This window comes from Proteus sp. LHD240705, assembly GCF_047921555.1.
Taxonomy (GTDB): domain Bacteria; phylum Pseudomonadota; class Gammaproteobacteria; order Enterobacterales; family Enterobacteriaceae; genus Proteus.
On the sequence record NZ_JBLRMI010000003.1, the window covers coordinates 465,207 to 477,284 of the forward strand.

Consider the following 12,078-nt stretch of genomic DNA (forward strand, 5'->3'; position numbering starts at 1 on the left):
TGTTATTTACTTTTGAATTAAATCAGCACGAATATATAATGTGTCAGTTGGATGAATTCTATCTGCACACCAAGTTACATCATCACTACGTAATTTAACTGGAAATTCAGGTTTATCTATCTCCTCTGGATCAGGGTCGACTTGTAGCCATATTAATTCTGGTGCGGTAGGGCAATTAATGCTTTCTGGTAAATTATTAATTAAACTCTCGCGCGATGCTTGCCAGCTAATCCACATTAAATCTACATATTGGTCAGCGTAATTTAATCCGTTGTTCGCATGTTTAAGTTTTGATTCAAATTCTGAAGGGTCGCTAAGTGACTTTATTGTCTCTTCAAATTGCTGTCTTGATTTATCCATCACTCCACCTTTTAATATTTGCAATTGCCAATTCCATTTTATGACGTGCTGATGAATTAGATGAATGAACAATAATTTCAGGCGGTTTAAATCCGTTTAAGTAAACCTGTTCTTCTATCCATAATAAAACGTCGTAGCCTGTACCGCGTTCATCATCACCTAAATCATGGTCTAGGCTAATTAACTCAACCTCGCCAGTTTCAATTAATTTAATTGCTTCATCAGGCCAGTAAACACGCACAAATCCCCCTGGCGTTTTACGCTCGTCGTCGAGATAGACTTTCATCACTCCACCTTTCTATATCCAGCTTTATATAAACGCTCGGCATGTGCTCTGGCTGTAGCTATTCCCATATCAACCAAACCAACATCACCAGTTGATAAGTCAGTTGCCATTTGCTGAATTTCCTTTTCAGCTATTTCCTTACGCTTTTCATCTGCAATTTCTTTCGCTAAATCAGAACACTCAAAACAAATATTTGCCGTCTGACCTTGGATTAAATTGTCTTTGCCGACATTGCCACCGCAAAGATTGCAAACATTCTTAGGGTCTGGCTCTGGAAATGTAAATTTCATAAATTGCCCATAATGTGTAAAACTGTTCATATTCACTCCTCTTCATTGCATCCCTGAGAGTTAAATTAAGCTGTCCGTAGCTTTTCGATTTCAGGGTAACGCGAGCGAATTAATTTAAAAGCCTCATCTAAACTAATTTCGCCTTCCATTCGCTTATCGAACCAAGCTTGAATATCTTCTGAATTCCCGTCACTATCATCTAGTTCATCAAAAATGTTTACATCAGTTCCCCACTCTAACGCGCCAAGTAACCAGTCCTTAGCTTCAACTGTTTTTCCTTTCTCGATTAAAAAGGATGCAATTTGAATAGTTAAGGAGAGCCTTACCATGATGCATACATCAATATTTGCCATTGCAGCTCTGCCTTGAAGTGCGTTAATTTCTTCTTTGAGTTTATCTGTCATATCTATCTCCTGTTTGCATCCTTGCACTGAGTCCGTGGTTAATTAAAGAATTCCTTTGCGATACTCTTTTCCCAAATAAGTTTCTTTCCCGCTAACTTCGATACTTCCCTTAAGTAATTCTCGGTTAGCTTTCCCGATAGAGTTGTCTGGACTTATATCTAACCCTTTTAATGGACGAGAAATTGAATCGAATTGACTAATAATCTCTTGGCGCTTTCTATCAACACGAGCAATGACTTCGTCAAAGTGCTCTTCACAGGAATGAAAGCCTCGGTACTCATACCCGTTATAGTCATCAAGTTCTTTCTTGCATAAGCAACATTTATTCATGGCTATATCCTTTGGTTAAATCACATAAATAGCGTGGCGTGGGTAGGGGAGTCCGATAGGAGCGAAAGGTATTTGATCATCCCAATCTTGAGGTGGCTCACTTTGTGGTGTTTGATTACTCGATGCTTGTTTTGGTGCTTGCGGTTGCTGAGGTTGTCCCCATCCTTGAGGCTGTGGCTTCTGGCTTCCTACCTGATTACCACCGTTACCGCCTAACATCTGCATAGATCCGCCGATATTTACCACCACTTCCGTTGTGTATCTGTCTTGACCGCTTTGGTCTTGCCATTTTCTGGTTTGCAGAGAGCCTTCGATATATACCTGACTTCCTTTTCTCAGATATTCACCTGCAATCTCAGCTAATTTTCCAAAGATGCACACGCGATGCCACTCAGTTTTTTCCTTCATCTCACCTGTTTGTTTATCACGCCACGATTCCGATGTGGCTAGTGTGAGATTTGCTACTGCGCCACCTGATGGCATGTATCGAATTTCAGGGTCTTGCCCCAAGTGACCAATGAGAATGCATTTATTTACGCCTTTACTTGCCATTATGCCGCTTCCTTAAGTTCTTTAATCCGAATTCCTGTTAAACGTTCACATTCCTTTTGTGATTCGGTACCAGCCAATGCATTCCATGCTTTTTTGTACTCATCCATGATTTGTGACTGATTCACCTCTGTACCAAGGAAGTTAGTGTAATCAGCTAATATCTGCTCTGCCGTCCGAGGTGCTACGTTATGAACTTCTGCATCTGCATCAATTGCGGTTTCTTCTGTTGGAATACAGAACGCCTGAAATGCCGCGTACTTATATGCAATGGACATGGCTTTATTTGTGGCTTTATCTCCGCTATCCATAGCTTCGCCATAAGTCACAACCGTGTGCTTACTGCCATCTTCCGTGGCAACAAAATCAAACTCAGCCTTAACCACAACGTAGAATAACTGACCACCTCTTTGCGTTTGTCTTTCCGTGACTGAGCGTTCAATGATCCGTGGGAGAATAAGCAATCCATGCTTAACTAAAGCCGGGGCAAGAGCGTTATATACTGCGTCAATCCCTCTAAACATAAACCCTTGCTGTTGGTTTTTGCTTCCTTTCTTTATTCCTGTTTCAGCCATTTCCTTGGCTACATTACTAATCGCTTTATATACAGCAGTCATATTAATCTCCCAAATACTGACCCGGTCGGCGATCACTTCCGTAGTAATCGATTTCAACCTTATGACTAGATACAGAATTCCTTTCTGCATCACGTATTGCTTGAATATGAGCTGGCAGAGGAGGGTTATTTTTCGATGCGTCCAAGTTCATGTGTAGCAGTTCCATTGCTAATCGCTTTTCTCTCTCCTTCACGCTCGTATTCGGCAAATGACCATCAATCATTGCAATAGCTTGAGCCAGAGCTTCCTCTATGTTTTTTGCTAATGAAGGTGATGTTAATTGAGGGTATTTATCGGTAGGGTAGGAATTAGAAACATTCATTGAAAATCTCCTGCAAAATCCTTTGTTGGTATCGACAACCCTTGTCGTCCTAACACTTCCGTTTGATACATAAATTCATTGCGTTCGCGTTCCTGCGATTCTTTACGCTTCCTGCGTAACTCTTCTAACAATTGTTGATGATTTGTCACGCAACCCTCCTTAGCAGAGCCAGCTTAGAAATAGGTGCGTCCTTGCTTGCTTCATTGACAATCCTGTCAAACTCTTCCTTGTCGAACTGCATAATCCATTGCAGGGCTTCCACTGGGTCGATTTCCGTTAATTTAGCCAGCTCAGCGAAACTGCCTGTCTCAATGCTAAGTTTGCTACTTTCGTCAAATCCCATGACTGTTTTATCGTCTACTACCCGAGTTCCGTTCGAGTAGCTGTATGAAATTTGCATAATCACCTCAATTTACAAATGTTGGTATTACGCCAACGGTTGTCACAATGACCACTGCTAAACTGAATAACCATGGGTTTGTACGTTTATTTTTACGTGCTTGAGGCGTAGTGATACGCACCGCCATGCAATCACGCATAGTGATGTAATATTCTGATTTCATTGTTACCTCGCTAGGTGAGCGATAGGGTGGTCATCTGGTGTTGGTGCGGTGGGTTAGTAGTGAATTTTTACGTTTGATACTAGGTTTTTAGCGATAGCGATAATGCAATTCTTGGCGCACTCTTCTGGAATGCCAGCATCAATTAAATCTTGCATGGCTTGATTGTTAATTGCCTTCTGATGTTCCTTATCAGCCTGACGTTTAGCTTCTTCCTGACGCTTACGTTCTTCTTCTGCTAATCGCGCTTGTTCTGCTTCCTGTGCTTTCTTGCACTCAGCTTCGATAGCTAATTGCTTCTCGCGTTCTGCTCGTTCCAGTGCTTCTCTAGCATCACGCTCTGCCTTTTCCTTGGCTTCTTTCGCCGCTTGCTCTGCACGCTGAATAGCTTCTTGCTTTTCACGCTCAGCGCGTTCGGCAGCTTCTTTTGCTTCACGTTCACGTTTAGCTGCTGCTTCAATTTCTTGCTGTGCTTTACGTTCAGCTTCTATTCTCGCCTGTTCCGCAGCTTGTCGCTTCATTTCTTCTTCACGAGCAATGCGTTGACGTTCTTCTTCAGCTTTGCGCAAATCAAACAATTCGTTCATTTGCAGAGCTTCTTCGTGGTCAAGCTCGATTTGCTTCTTAAGTGCTTCAGCTTCTTCGCGAGCTTTTTCTTGCTCTTCCCACTCTGTTAGTGGCTTGCGAATTTCTGTGCTCAATGCATCTAATTCGTCACGAAATAACTTACGACTAGCATCAACTTTTTTGGGTAGCTCTTTTAACTTATCGACAACTGCTTTACCTTCCTTGTCGATATACGTTTTTGTTTGAGCAACTTTGTACGCCAGAGAAGCGAATGCTTTTCGGTTTTTAACTACTGATAAATCGCTATCGAGTTCTTTTCGTTCTTCTTCTGCAAGAGATTTAATGCGCTCTAGCATCTGATTTACTTTTTCTGGTGCTGTAAATAAATCTAGCGCCGTTGCTTGCTCGATTACGGCTAATTCATTTGCCATTTCCTATGTTCCTTATGTGCATATTCCTCACTATTAATAGCGATATGAATGATTAAGTGGTGGGTTACTGCTGACCGAGGGCTTTTGCGATTGCTAAACGAGTCTTTTCCATTGACGACTCATATTTATCATCCCATCCTTTCTTGCGTCCGTTACGTTGCATTTCAATCAAAGCCTCTAATAACTCTGGTGCTGTTGCGATTAGCATTGATCGCTTAACACAAGTGTCTTTATCACCCATTAATATCGCGTAAGTCTTATCTCCAAAGTCCATGACTACACTTGCTTTAAGTTTTTTCAGTGACTCCTTATCTGTCATACTCCCTCCGTTATTAACTAAATACGATGCTAATCATCGAGCTTGAGTTTTTGAATTAAGTTGCTCACCGCGGTATCTACTGCTTCCTGATCGATGGTGTCGAATAGCTTGTTGCGTGCTTCTTCCGCTTCATTAAGGCTTTCCTCATCATCGTCGTCGTAATCTATCCACAATCCAAAATCGACCGCGAAAAGTTTCTCTGGCCAGCAATATTGCACCCCGATTTTTGACTCATCGGCGTCATGAGCTTTCTTGATTAGAATTTGACGACCATGCGACTCAAATTCCTTAAACCATATTTCCATCTCTATCTCCTATCTATTAATCAACTCACCACAGCCCACTAAGTGATAAGCTCTGGTTAGTTGCCCATATATCGTCATGGGCTAACGCCATTCAAGCCATGAATAGGATCGGCATAATATTTATTTTTCTCTCAGTTTAGATTTGAACACTTACATAAATCCTCCGATTCAAACGGTTCTTTTTATTAGGCGAGACCGATTTATCGCCTTTGATTTGTTAGTCTAAAAAGCTATCTCACCACAGCCCACAGAATGGACTGTAATTAGTTAACTCATTACGAACCACTCACGAGCATGACGACGCGCCATAAGTGCCAGTTCTAACCAAGCCTTACGTAACTCAGGATATTCTTTATCCTCTTTAGCCCAAGACATGTACTTACGCTGAGACTGCTTGCAGTCGATTATTAATTCTTGCTGAAATGTCACATCTAAACCTGCCATATCTAAACCCTCGCCGTCACACCGAACTCACTGCTCGGCTGTTTTGTTTTAACTCCTGAAAATACTGCTACATTAGGTAAGCAACAGTTATCAGATGATGGTTGGTATTTTGTTGGTTTGAGAGAGAGAACAGGGCGCTCTGGTTTCTCAACGCCAAATATTGAATCCCATATTTCTTCCACTGAGCGACTTCTCATAGCTATCTTTCGAGCCAAAAACTCACCTTGCTTTCTGCGTCTGCGAATTTTTGAGTTCTCTTTAAAAGTTATTGTTGCCATATTTGCCTCCTAAGTGATCTTTGGTGGTTATGTGTTTCACGCCTTACAGGTCTCTGTGAAAATCTACCCTGTCGCTTCTAGGCTTGCCGTTGGCACACATAACCCCAAAAACCACTCAGTGGTTGCTCTGAAAATTTATTCTGAGCGTTCTTAATTGTAAAAGAGCGAACATCCTGTTTATCTATGGCTCCTTGCCTTCGATGAGTCATATATTGAACCAATAGTTCACATAAATCAAGAACCAAAAGTACAATATTTTATTGTCATAGTGAACTTTTAGTATATTTTGTTGTTTTTAAAAGGTATTTATTTTTTGTAAATATTTAAAATTAGATCTTAATCACTAATTTATTTAGGCGGGATGAAAAAAAATCCCTCATATAGAGGGATCAAATAAAGAGCATGAGGTTAGTATGATGTGCAGTTAACGGTAGAGCCTAATTTTGTACAGTTCGTTGTTGTTACTGGTTTATTATAAATGTTTTGCTGTTGTTGCCATAATAACAGGCTTTGTTGTGCTGATATCGCTCTAATAGCCGAAGCGCCATTGTCTTGTCTTATTTTTTCTGGGCCATATTCAATAAGAGAATTATTTTTAAATATAAACTTATAGTCGGCTTTATCATAAGACCAACCAGACATCAGCCTGTTAGCATAAATTAATATTTCATACTCATTTATTGACGAGGCTCCATCAGGGTTGCCCATTATTGATATAACATTGTCTTTGCTCATCCCAGAATGTATTGATGATATTTTATCACCTGTCACACAACCTGATAAAGCAATGATAATAATTAGAAAAAATATTCTCAAAGCATCCTCTTCTTAATGATTAAAAGTTAGACAAATCGCATCATCATTTGAACTACAACGCCAATAATTTTACAGTTTCCATTTATAGTAATAGCGGGATAAGCTGGGTTTAACGCTTTAAGATATTTAGCTCCATCCAAGACAAGCTTTTTGAATGTTGCTTCATTCGTATCAGTAAGCTTAGCTATTACCAAGCTTCCATTTATAGGTTCTCTTCCTGTATCTACTAGGACTAATGATCCTTCAGGAATACTAACTCCTGTTGGTGCCGTCATTGAGTCGCCCTCAACCTTAAGCCAAAAAGCAGACCCTTGAACAGAAACTTCAGACTCGTACCACTCATCGATCTCGCTTAGCGTGTATGGCTCACAAGCTTCCGTCCAATTACCAGCCTGAACAAAGCTAATTACAGGGTATTTAGGTGCTGGTCTATAAGGTCTTGGATTACTAACATTTGCATTATTTACATTTTCTTGCCCATGTTGCAACCAGACTATATCCACTGAAAGTAATTTAGCTAACTTATTCATCACCTCCTGTCTTGGTAGTGATTCGGCATTAAACCACTTACTAACGGCCTTGGTGGTTACGCCAAGTTTATTAGCTATTTCTGTCGCTTTGCCATGGTCATCAAAACCAGCGTCTCTTGAAGCCTGCGCAAGCCTCTTGGCAAATAATTCACGCACGTTATTAGTTTGTACCATACGTTCAATAATAAACATCTTGAAAGGAACTGTCAGTTCAACTAATATATGTACTGAAAGTTCATTAAGGAGACTTCTATGCACGATTTAAGGGAGCCAATTAAACAGATTGGCGTTGCAGAAGTAGCAAAGGCATGCGGAGTAAGTGAGCGAGCTGTTTATAAATGGATTGATAACGGTTTTCTACCAAAAACAGAATTCTTTGGAAAAACTAATTATGCAAAAACAATCCAAGCCCTATCCAAAGGGAAAATAAAAGCTGAAGACTTACTAGCTATTAGCCAAAAAAAATTACTTGCTGCTTAGTTTTAATCGCTCTTTAACATCACTAACCCGCTCAGAGTAAATTCTCAGAGCAAACAATCCGCTCATATGGAATGAGCCACGGATCATTACTGCTGTTCCCATATTGGGAAGTAATCTAAGAAGGAATTTAACAAATGGAACTATCAAACGAACGCAAATTTCGAGAAATCGAATCAAAAATCATGAAAGGGATACTTGTTACTGGCGCTAGAGAAGTAGCGAAAAGAACGGGTATTCACGAATCACAAATATCTCGCTGGCAATCTCAACAATCCAAAACGCAATTAAGCTTCATACAACGTTGTGCAAGGCTTTTAGTTGCTATTGGGTATGAGACACCAGATGACACAGTGATATTGCAAGGTGATGAGGCTAGAGCGTTAATTCAGATGCTTGAGCATGTAAAAGCACCAAAAAGAAAAGCCCCAGCGGTAACTGAGGCTTCTCAACAAATGGACTTAACCATTTAACTTAACAAATACACTGTATCAATAACCAGTATTAAAGGGAAGCTGATTTTGAGCTTTCCTTTTGCTGATACAGCATAATTAATGGAGTAATTATATATGAATTCTGTTTACTTAACAAACATATGGAGGTTGCTATGACAGTAGTCAAGAACATTGATTTTGTTAACAAGCAACTGATACCAGACAAACCAGAGGTTAAAGTGGCTGATCTTGATAACGGCTACTTACGGGTAGCTAATGAAATTCAAGATGCTTTATGCGAACTCCAGTTAGCAGGTAGAGAGTGGCAGGTTCTTAATGCCATTATTCGGCTTACTTGGGGGTGGCAAAAGAAAGAAGACCGCATTCAAAACATCTTGATTGAAGAGAAAACAAAATTAGGACGCAATCCTGTATCTGAAGCGGTTGGCTCTCTTGAGTCGCGGAGAATAATTAACGTTAGAAGAATAGGGCAAAACAGATACATTTCTATCAATAAAAACACCTCAGAATGGGTATACACGAAAACAAGGAAAACTATCCCCGAAAACGAGGATAACCATCCCCGAAAACGTGTAGCGGCATCCCCGAAAAAGGGGATCACCAAAGACACTATACCAAATACAGTAAAAGATATTAAAACCCCTATATCCCCTAAACAAAAATCTACGCCTAAAAAACAAAGTTTCGATCCGCTTAGCGTAGATATACCCAGCTGGTTAAATCCTGACACTTGGAGAAATTGGGTTGGGTACCGAAAGGAAATTAAACAACCGATAAAATCTAAGCGAACTCTCGATGGGCAAATAAAACTTCTTACTGAGTGTTATGAGCTGGGTTTTTCACCTGAAGAAATAATCAATAACTCGGTTACTAACGGCTGGCAGGGATTATTCAAGCCTAAAACGCCATACCAACAACCTAATCGAATTATTCAACCTAGCCAAACTCAAGAATTCATACCGGAGAACTTCTAATGACAGCAACGGCAACACTGGCGCGATTAAAACGCATGATGCCAGAACACATCAAGCCAAAGTTCTCAACGGCTGAAGAACTTATGGCATGGCAACGAGAGCAGGGTGAAATTGACTCTAAGCGGATCGCAGATGAAAACCGTGTAACTCGATTGAATAAGATTATGGGGCGTTCTGGTATCAGCCCATTACACCAAGAATGCACATTTGATAATTACCAAGCCACAAACGCTGAACAGCAAAAAGCACTTCACAAAGCGAAAAAGTATGCCGAGGAATTCGGGCAGTCATTCGGTGGTTTTATTTTCAGTGGAAACCCTGGCACTGGAAAAAATCACTTAGCCTCAGCAATTGGTAATTACATCATTCAAAACGGCAAAAGCATTCTGATTGCAACACTACCAGACTTGATGATGAAAGTGCGTGACACCTACCAGAAAGACGCAAAAACAACAGAGTCAAAACTGATTGATGATCTGTGCGAGGTTGATTTACTTGTCCTTGATGATGTTGGTGTTCAGCGTGAAAACAAAAACGAGGAGTTAATTATTTTCCAAGTGGTTGATCGCCGTTTAGCTAACAAAAAACCGGTTGGAATATTAACAAATCTTAAATTTGATGAACTTGGTCGCGTTCTTGGTGAGCGAGTCATTGATCGACTGAGAATGGGAAATCCAACAACAATCAATTTCACATGGCAGAGTCATCGCCGTCTAGTTAAATAAATTCTAAGGAAATAAATATGAACTTTTTCAAAAATGCGATTGTATATCGTATGACTCGTGACATTCAAATTTCAGCAGAACAACTTGAAGAGGCATTAAAAACTTTAGCATTTACACCATGCAGTAGCCAAGATATGAGTCGCTCTGGTTGGGTGTCACCACTTGGTAATCACGGTGAGATGTTAACTCACGTTGCTGGCAATCAGATTTTACTCTGCCTCAGAAAAGAAGAAAAAATATTGCCATCGACAGTTATCAAGGAAACTCTACAAGGAAAAATTGAAAAACTCGAAAGTGAGCAAGGTGTTAAGCTGAGAAAGACAGAAAAAGCGACATTAAAAGATGAAGTCATTCACTCTCTCTTACCTCGCGCATTCAGTAAATATTCTCAAACTCAGATCTGGATTGACTTGGATAAGCAAAGAATTATCGTTGATGCCAGTAGTTCTAAACGCGCAGAAGATTCACTTGCGTTACTTCGTAAGACATTGGGCTCATTACCAGTCATTCCACTTCACACCGAGCAACCAGTCGAGCTAACACTTACCGAATGGGTTCGTAATAATGATACTCCAGCAGGATTTATGCTTCATGACGAAGCTGAATTAAAAGCGGTGTTAGAGGAAGGCGGTATTGCCAAGTTTAAAAAGCAAGATTTAGCTTCAGACGAAATTTCCACTCATATTGAAGCAGGAAAATATGTCACTCAGTTATCTATGGATTGGCAGGACCGCATTAAATTCACGTTAACCGATAGTCTTATGCTTAAGAAAATCAGCCTATCTGATGTTTTGAAAGAGTGTAACGACGATATCCACCATGATGATTACGCTCAACGATTTGATGCTGATTTCATTCTGTTTACTGGTGAATTTTCCGTGCTGATCGATGAATTAGTGTCTGCGCTAGGTGGCGAAGCTAAGGCTTAACACGCAAGAGGATTTTTAGATGAACTTATTAAAAAGCACCGTCACCAAGGTTTTAGGTGATCCGGTTCGTCACACCTACAAATCGGATGATGGAACAGAAAATGAATATTACCTAACTCCAGTAGAGTGTGATTGCTGGGGTGATATTTCAAACACAAAAGTCATGACTAATACCTTAGAGCAAGCCAAGGCAATTAAAGTTGGATATGAGTGGGAATCGTGAGGAGGCATCTAATGCAGGGAACTAAGATGATTAAATTATTGAGAAAAGGGCTGGATGTTCCAACTGAGTATTTCAACTGGACTGGTGTTAATGGCGGGCGATTATTGCTAGGAAGAACACTACTAGCCATTCACGGTAAAAAAACAGTACGAGTATTTCCAATATTCCCATCATTAACTAAAGGCGCTTGCCTTAAATCTGATGGTGTTATCTGTTTTCTGCCACCAAAAAACAAAGGCGTAATTATTTACAGCGGCATTTTCCAATTAATCAAAGGAGTGCTAACTAATGCAGGGAACTAATTGGGTTAAGACAAAGGACAAATTACCAACCGAAGGTGAGGCGGTAGTTGTTATATTTGGCGAACATATCCAGAACATAACATACGAGCTAATTTCATGCGGTGTTGACTTCGAAGAACTTAGATGGATACCACACAATAACAGCGACTATAATTCGGCTCCATTGGAAACATTCGACTACTGGATGTACATCAAAGACCTGCCACTCCCACCAATGCCAGAGGGTGAATGATGAACCTGTTAATTCATTTATTTCATAGTAGATGGGTGTTGATTAAATGGTGCAAAAATAACAAACCAAGTTGTGATTTAGCGGAAAATATCATTAGGCACTACGGCTTGAGTGGCTGTGTAGCTAAAGATGTTAAACGCATATGTAACAGGAGAGCTAACAGTGAGTGATAAGCAAATGCATTTGTACGCCCATTTATATTGCTCTAATGCGCGAGGGGATACTGAGTTAGGCATAACAGAGTCAGAATGGGAAGCTATGAGCGAGGACGAACAGCAGGAAATTATAGGTCAATACATGGCAAATATTGTTGATATGTGGGTAGCTCCAAAGGAAGATTAAAAATAGGAGGT

27 protein-coding genes are annotated in these 12,078 nt (G+C 40.3%); 9 read left to right on the plus strand and 18 right to left on the minus strand.

The features are described 5' to 3' along the window. Positions 1–6: 6 nt before the first annotated feature. The 18 genes from ACNART_RS08320 to ACNART_RS08405 form a co-directional block, all read right to left on the minus strand. Positions 7–360 (minus strand): hypothetical protein, encoded by a 354-nt coding sequence (locus ACNART_RS08320; protein WP_416303526.1) that lies wholly within the window; start codon positions 358–360, stop codon positions 7–9. After that, entirely contained in the window at positions 353–646 is a 294-nt protein-coding gene (locus ACNART_RS08325; RefSeq protein ID WP_416303527.1) for a cyclic-phosphate processing receiver domain-containing protein, read from the minus strand. The genes ACNART_RS08320 and ACNART_RS08325 overlap by 8 nt, the downstream gene beginning before the upstream one ends. Beyond that, positions 646–966 carry a hypothetical protein gene (locus ACNART_RS08330; protein WP_416303528.1) on the minus strand — a complete coding sequence of 107 codons (321 nt, stop codon included), beginning with the start codon at positions 964–966 and terminating at the stop codon, positions 646–648. The genes ACNART_RS08325 and ACNART_RS08330 overlap by 1 nt, the downstream gene beginning before the upstream one ends. 35 nt (positions 967–1,001) lie before the next feature. Beyond that, positions 1,002–1,340: a hypothetical protein gene (locus ACNART_RS08335; protein ID WP_416303529.1), complete on the minus strand. Its 339-nt coding sequence runs from the start codon at positions 1,338–1,340 to the stop codon at positions 1,002–1,004. 42 nt (positions 1,341–1,382) lie between these two features. Beyond that, positions 1,383–1,670, minus strand: a complete 288-nt coding sequence (locus ACNART_RS08340; RefSeq protein ID WP_416303530.1) for a hypothetical protein — start codon at positions 1,668–1,670, stop codon at positions 1,383–1,385. Between the two features lie 15 nt (positions 1,671–1,685). Next, entirely contained in the window at positions 1,686–2,222 is a 537-nt protein-coding gene (locus ACNART_RS08345) for a single-stranded DNA-binding protein (protein ID WP_416303531.1), read from the minus strand. Then, positions 2,222–2,836 (minus strand): ERF family protein, encoded by a 615-nt coding sequence (locus ACNART_RS08350; protein WP_416303532.1) that lies wholly within the window; start codon positions 2,834–2,836, stop codon positions 2,222–2,224. Before ACNART_RS08350 ends, ACNART_RS08345 begins: the two co-directional genes overlap by 1 nt. Before the next feature lies 1 nt (position 2,837). Further along, a complete protein-coding gene (locus ACNART_RS08355) occupies positions 2,838–3,158 on the minus strand; it encodes a hypothetical protein (RefSeq protein ID WP_416303533.1) in 321 nt (106 codons plus the stop codon). Continuing rightward, on the minus strand, positions 3,155–3,307 hold the full coding sequence (locus tag ACNART_RS08360) for a hypothetical protein (protein WP_416303534.1): 153 nt from the start codon (positions 3,305–3,307) through the stop codon (positions 3,155–3,157). Before ACNART_RS08360 ends, ACNART_RS08355 begins: the two co-directional genes overlap by 4 nt. Continuing rightward, a complete protein-coding gene (locus ACNART_RS08365; protein WP_416303535.1) occupies positions 3,304–3,558 on the minus strand; it encodes a hypothetical protein in 255 nt (84 codons plus the stop codon). Before ACNART_RS08365 ends, ACNART_RS08360 begins: the two co-directional genes overlap by 4 nt. A gap of 7 nt (positions 3,559–3,565) precedes the next feature. Beyond that, complete coding sequence (locus tag ACNART_RS08370; protein WP_416303536.1) at positions 3,566–3,721, minus strand: hypothetical protein; 156 nt, start codon at positions 3,719–3,721, stop codon at positions 3,566–3,568. A 53-nt stretch (positions 3,722–3,774) separates the two neighbouring features. Next, complete coding sequence (locus ACNART_RS08375) at positions 3,775–4,716, minus strand: cell envelope biogenesis protein TolA (protein WP_416303537.1); 942 nt, start codon at positions 4,714–4,716, stop codon at positions 3,775–3,777. 64 nt (positions 4,717–4,780) lie between these two features. Then, the gene (locus ACNART_RS08380) at positions 4,781–5,035 is read right to left on the minus strand and encodes a hypothetical protein (RefSeq protein ID WP_416303538.1); all 255 of its coding nucleotides are present in this window, start codon (positions 5,033–5,035) and stop codon (positions 4,781–4,783) included. Between the two features lie 29 nt (positions 5,036–5,064). Further along, positions 5,065–5,340, minus strand: coding sequence for a hypothetical protein (locus ACNART_RS08385; protein ID WP_161671186.1), 276 nt, complete (start codon positions 5,338–5,340; stop codon positions 5,065–5,067). A gap of 267 nt (positions 5,341–5,607) precedes the next feature. Beyond that, positions 5,608–5,784 (minus strand): hypothetical protein, encoded by a 177-nt coding sequence (locus ACNART_RS08390; protein WP_161706177.1) that lies wholly within the window; start codon positions 5,782–5,784, stop codon positions 5,608–5,610. A gap of 2 nt (positions 5,785–5,786) precedes the next feature. After that, on the minus strand, positions 5,787–6,062 hold the full coding sequence (locus tag ACNART_RS08395) for a hypothetical protein (RefSeq protein ID WP_416303539.1): 276 nt from the start codon (positions 6,060–6,062) through the stop codon (positions 5,787–5,789). Positions 6,063–6,470: 408 nt separating this feature from the next. After that, positions 6,471–6,878, minus strand: coding sequence for a hypothetical protein (locus ACNART_RS08400; protein ID WP_416303540.1), 408 nt, complete (start codon positions 6,876–6,878; stop codon positions 6,471–6,473). 26 nt (positions 6,879–6,904) lie between these two features. After that, entirely contained in the window at positions 6,905–7,600 is a 696-nt protein-coding gene (locus tag ACNART_RS08405) for a LexA family protein (protein ID WP_409546532.1), read from the minus strand. Between the two features lie 60 nt (positions 7,601–7,660). On the opposite strand from ACNART_RS08405, the gene ACNART_RS08410 reads away from it, so the two are divergent. From ACNART_RS08410 to ACNART_RS08450, 9 genes are all read left to right on the plus strand, one after another. Continuing rightward, a complete protein-coding gene (locus ACNART_RS08410) occupies positions 7,661–7,888 on the plus strand; it encodes a helix-turn-helix domain-containing protein (protein ID WP_049216808.1) in 228 nt (75 codons plus the stop codon). A 134-nt stretch (positions 7,889–8,022) separates the two neighbouring features. Further along, positions 8,023–8,358, plus strand: a complete 336-nt coding sequence (locus tag ACNART_RS08415) for a CII family transcriptional regulator (protein ID WP_123822243.1) — start codon at positions 8,023–8,025, stop codon at positions 8,356–8,358. 134 nt (positions 8,359–8,492) lie between these two features. Continuing rightward, positions 8,493–9,314, plus strand: a complete 822-nt coding sequence (locus tag ACNART_RS08420; protein ID WP_416303541.1) for a replication protein — start codon at positions 8,493–8,495, stop codon at positions 9,312–9,314. Continuing rightward, on the plus strand, positions 9,314–10,039 hold the full coding sequence (locus ACNART_RS08425; RefSeq protein ID WP_109391283.1) for an ATP-binding protein: 726 nt from the start codon (positions 9,314–9,316) through the stop codon (positions 10,037–10,039). The genes ACNART_RS08420 and ACNART_RS08425 overlap by 1 nt, the downstream gene beginning before the upstream one ends. A gap of 17 nt (positions 10,040–10,056) precedes the next feature. After that, positions 10,057–10,968, plus strand: coding sequence for a recombination-associated protein RdgC (gene rdgC, locus ACNART_RS08430; protein WP_416303542.1), 912 nt, complete (start codon positions 10,057–10,059; stop codon positions 10,966–10,968). Positions 10,969–10,987: 19 nt separating this feature from the next. After that, on the plus strand, positions 10,988–11,191 hold the full coding sequence (locus ACNART_RS08435) for a hypothetical protein (protein ID WP_123822269.1): 204 nt from the start codon (positions 10,988–10,990) through the stop codon (positions 11,189–11,191). 11 nt (positions 11,192–11,202) lie between these two features. Next, positions 11,203–11,493, plus strand: a complete 291-nt coding sequence (locus ACNART_RS08440) for a hypothetical protein (protein ID WP_416303543.1) — start codon at positions 11,203–11,205, stop codon at positions 11,491–11,493. Next, a complete protein-coding gene (locus ACNART_RS08445; RefSeq protein WP_416303544.1) occupies positions 11,480–11,725 on the plus strand; it encodes a hypothetical protein in 246 nt (81 codons plus the stop codon). Before ACNART_RS08440 ends, ACNART_RS08445 begins: the two co-directional genes overlap by 14 nt. 162 nt (positions 11,726–11,887) lie before the next feature. Next, positions 11,888–12,067 carry a hypothetical protein gene (locus ACNART_RS08450; RefSeq protein WP_202611569.1) on the plus strand — a complete coding sequence of 60 codons (180 nt, stop codon included), beginning with the start codon at positions 11,888–11,890 and terminating at the stop codon, positions 12,065–12,067. Positions 12,068–12,078: the final 11 nt, after the last annotated feature.

Excerpts from the sequence above, each read along its gene's own strand:
- ACNART_RS08445 (WP_416303544.1), top strand. The coding sequence starts at position 11,480 with ATGCAGGGAACTAATTGGGTTAAGACAAAGGACAAATTACCAACCGAA.
- ACNART_RS08395 (WP_416303539.1), bottom strand. The coding sequence starts at position 6,062 with ATGGCAACAATAACTTTTAAAGAGAACTCAAAAATTCGCAGACGCAGA.
- ACNART_RS08390 (WP_161706177.1), bottom strand. The coding sequence starts at position 5,784 with ATGGCAGGTTTAGATGTGACATTTCAGCAAGAATTAATAATCGACTGC.
- ACNART_RS08335 (WP_416303529.1), bottom strand. The coding sequence starts at position 1,340 with ATGACAGATAAACTCAAAGAAGAAATTAACGCACTTCAAGGCAGAGCT.
- ACNART_RS08435 (WP_123822269.1), top strand. The coding sequence starts at position 10,988 with ATGAACTTATTAAAAAGCACCGTCACCAAGGTTTTAGGTGATCCGGTT.
- ACNART_RS08420 (WP_416303541.1), top strand. The coding sequence starts at position 8,493 with ATGACAGTAGTCAAGAACATTGATTTTGTTAACAAGCAACTGATACCA.
- ACNART_RS08345 (WP_416303531.1), bottom strand. The coding sequence starts at position 2,222 with ATGGCAAGTAAAGGCGTAAATAAATGCATTCTCATTGGTCACTTGGGG.
- ACNART_RS08380 (WP_416303538.1), bottom strand. The coding sequence starts at position 5,035 with ATGACAGATAAGGAGTCACTGAAAAAACTTAAAGCAAGTGTAGTCATG.
- ACNART_RS08355 (WP_416303533.1), bottom strand. The coding sequence starts at position 3,158 with ATGAATGTTTCTAATTCCTACCCTACCGATAAATACCCTCAATTAACA.
- ACNART_RS08385 (WP_161671186.1), bottom strand. The coding sequence starts at position 5,340 with ATGGAAATATGGTTTAAGGAATTTGAGTCGCATGGTCGTCAAATTCTA.
- ACNART_RS08405 (WP_409546532.1), bottom strand. The coding sequence starts at position 7,600 with ATGTTTATTATTGAACGTATGGTACAAACTAATAACGTGCGTGAATTA.
- ACNART_RS08440 (WP_416303543.1), top strand. The coding sequence starts at position 11,203 with ATGCAGGGAACTAAGATGATTAAATTATTGAGAAAAGGGCTGGATGTT.
- ACNART_RS08415 (WP_123822243.1), top strand. The coding sequence starts at position 8,023 with ATGGAACTATCAAACGAACGCAAATTTCGAGAAATCGAATCAAAAATC.
- ACNART_RS08350 (WP_416303532.1), bottom strand. The coding sequence starts at position 2,836 with ATGACTGCTGTATATAAAGCGATTAGTAATGTAGCCAAGGAAATGGCT.
- ACNART_RS08375 (WP_416303537.1), bottom strand. The coding sequence starts at position 4,716 with ATGGCAAATGAATTAGCCGTAATCGAGCAAGCAACGGCGCTAGATTTA.
- ACNART_RS08325 (WP_416303527.1), bottom strand. The coding sequence starts at position 646 with ATGAAAGTCTATCTCGACGACGAGCGTAAAACGCCAGGGGGATTTGTG.
- rdgC (WP_416303542.1), top strand. The coding sequence starts at position 10,057 with ATGAACTTTTTCAAAAATGCGATTGTATATCGTATGACTCGTGACATT.
- ACNART_RS08320 (WP_416303526.1), bottom strand. The coding sequence starts at position 360 with ATGGATAAATCAAGACAGCAATTTGAAGAGACAATAAAGTCACTTAGC.
- ACNART_RS08370 (WP_416303536.1), bottom strand. The coding sequence starts at position 3,721 with ATGAAATCAGAATATTACATCACTATGCGTGATTGCATGGCGGTGCGT.
- ACNART_RS08410 (WP_049216808.1), top strand. The coding sequence starts at position 7,661 with ATGCACGATTTAAGGGAGCCAATTAAACAGATTGGCGTTGCAGAAGTA.
- ACNART_RS08365 (WP_416303535.1), bottom strand. The coding sequence starts at position 3,558 with ATGCAAATTTCATACAGCTACTCGAACGGAACTCGGGTAGTAGACGAT.
- ACNART_RS08425 (WP_109391283.1), top strand. The coding sequence starts at position 9,314 with ATGACAGCAACGGCAACACTGGCGCGATTAAAACGCATGATGCCAGAA.
- ACNART_RS08340 (WP_416303530.1), bottom strand. The coding sequence starts at position 1,670 with ATGAATAAATGTTGCTTATGCAAGAAAGAACTTGATGACTATAACGGG.
- ACNART_RS08330 (WP_416303528.1), bottom strand. The coding sequence starts at position 966 with ATGAACAGTTTTACACATTATGGGCAATTTATGAAATTTACATTTCCA.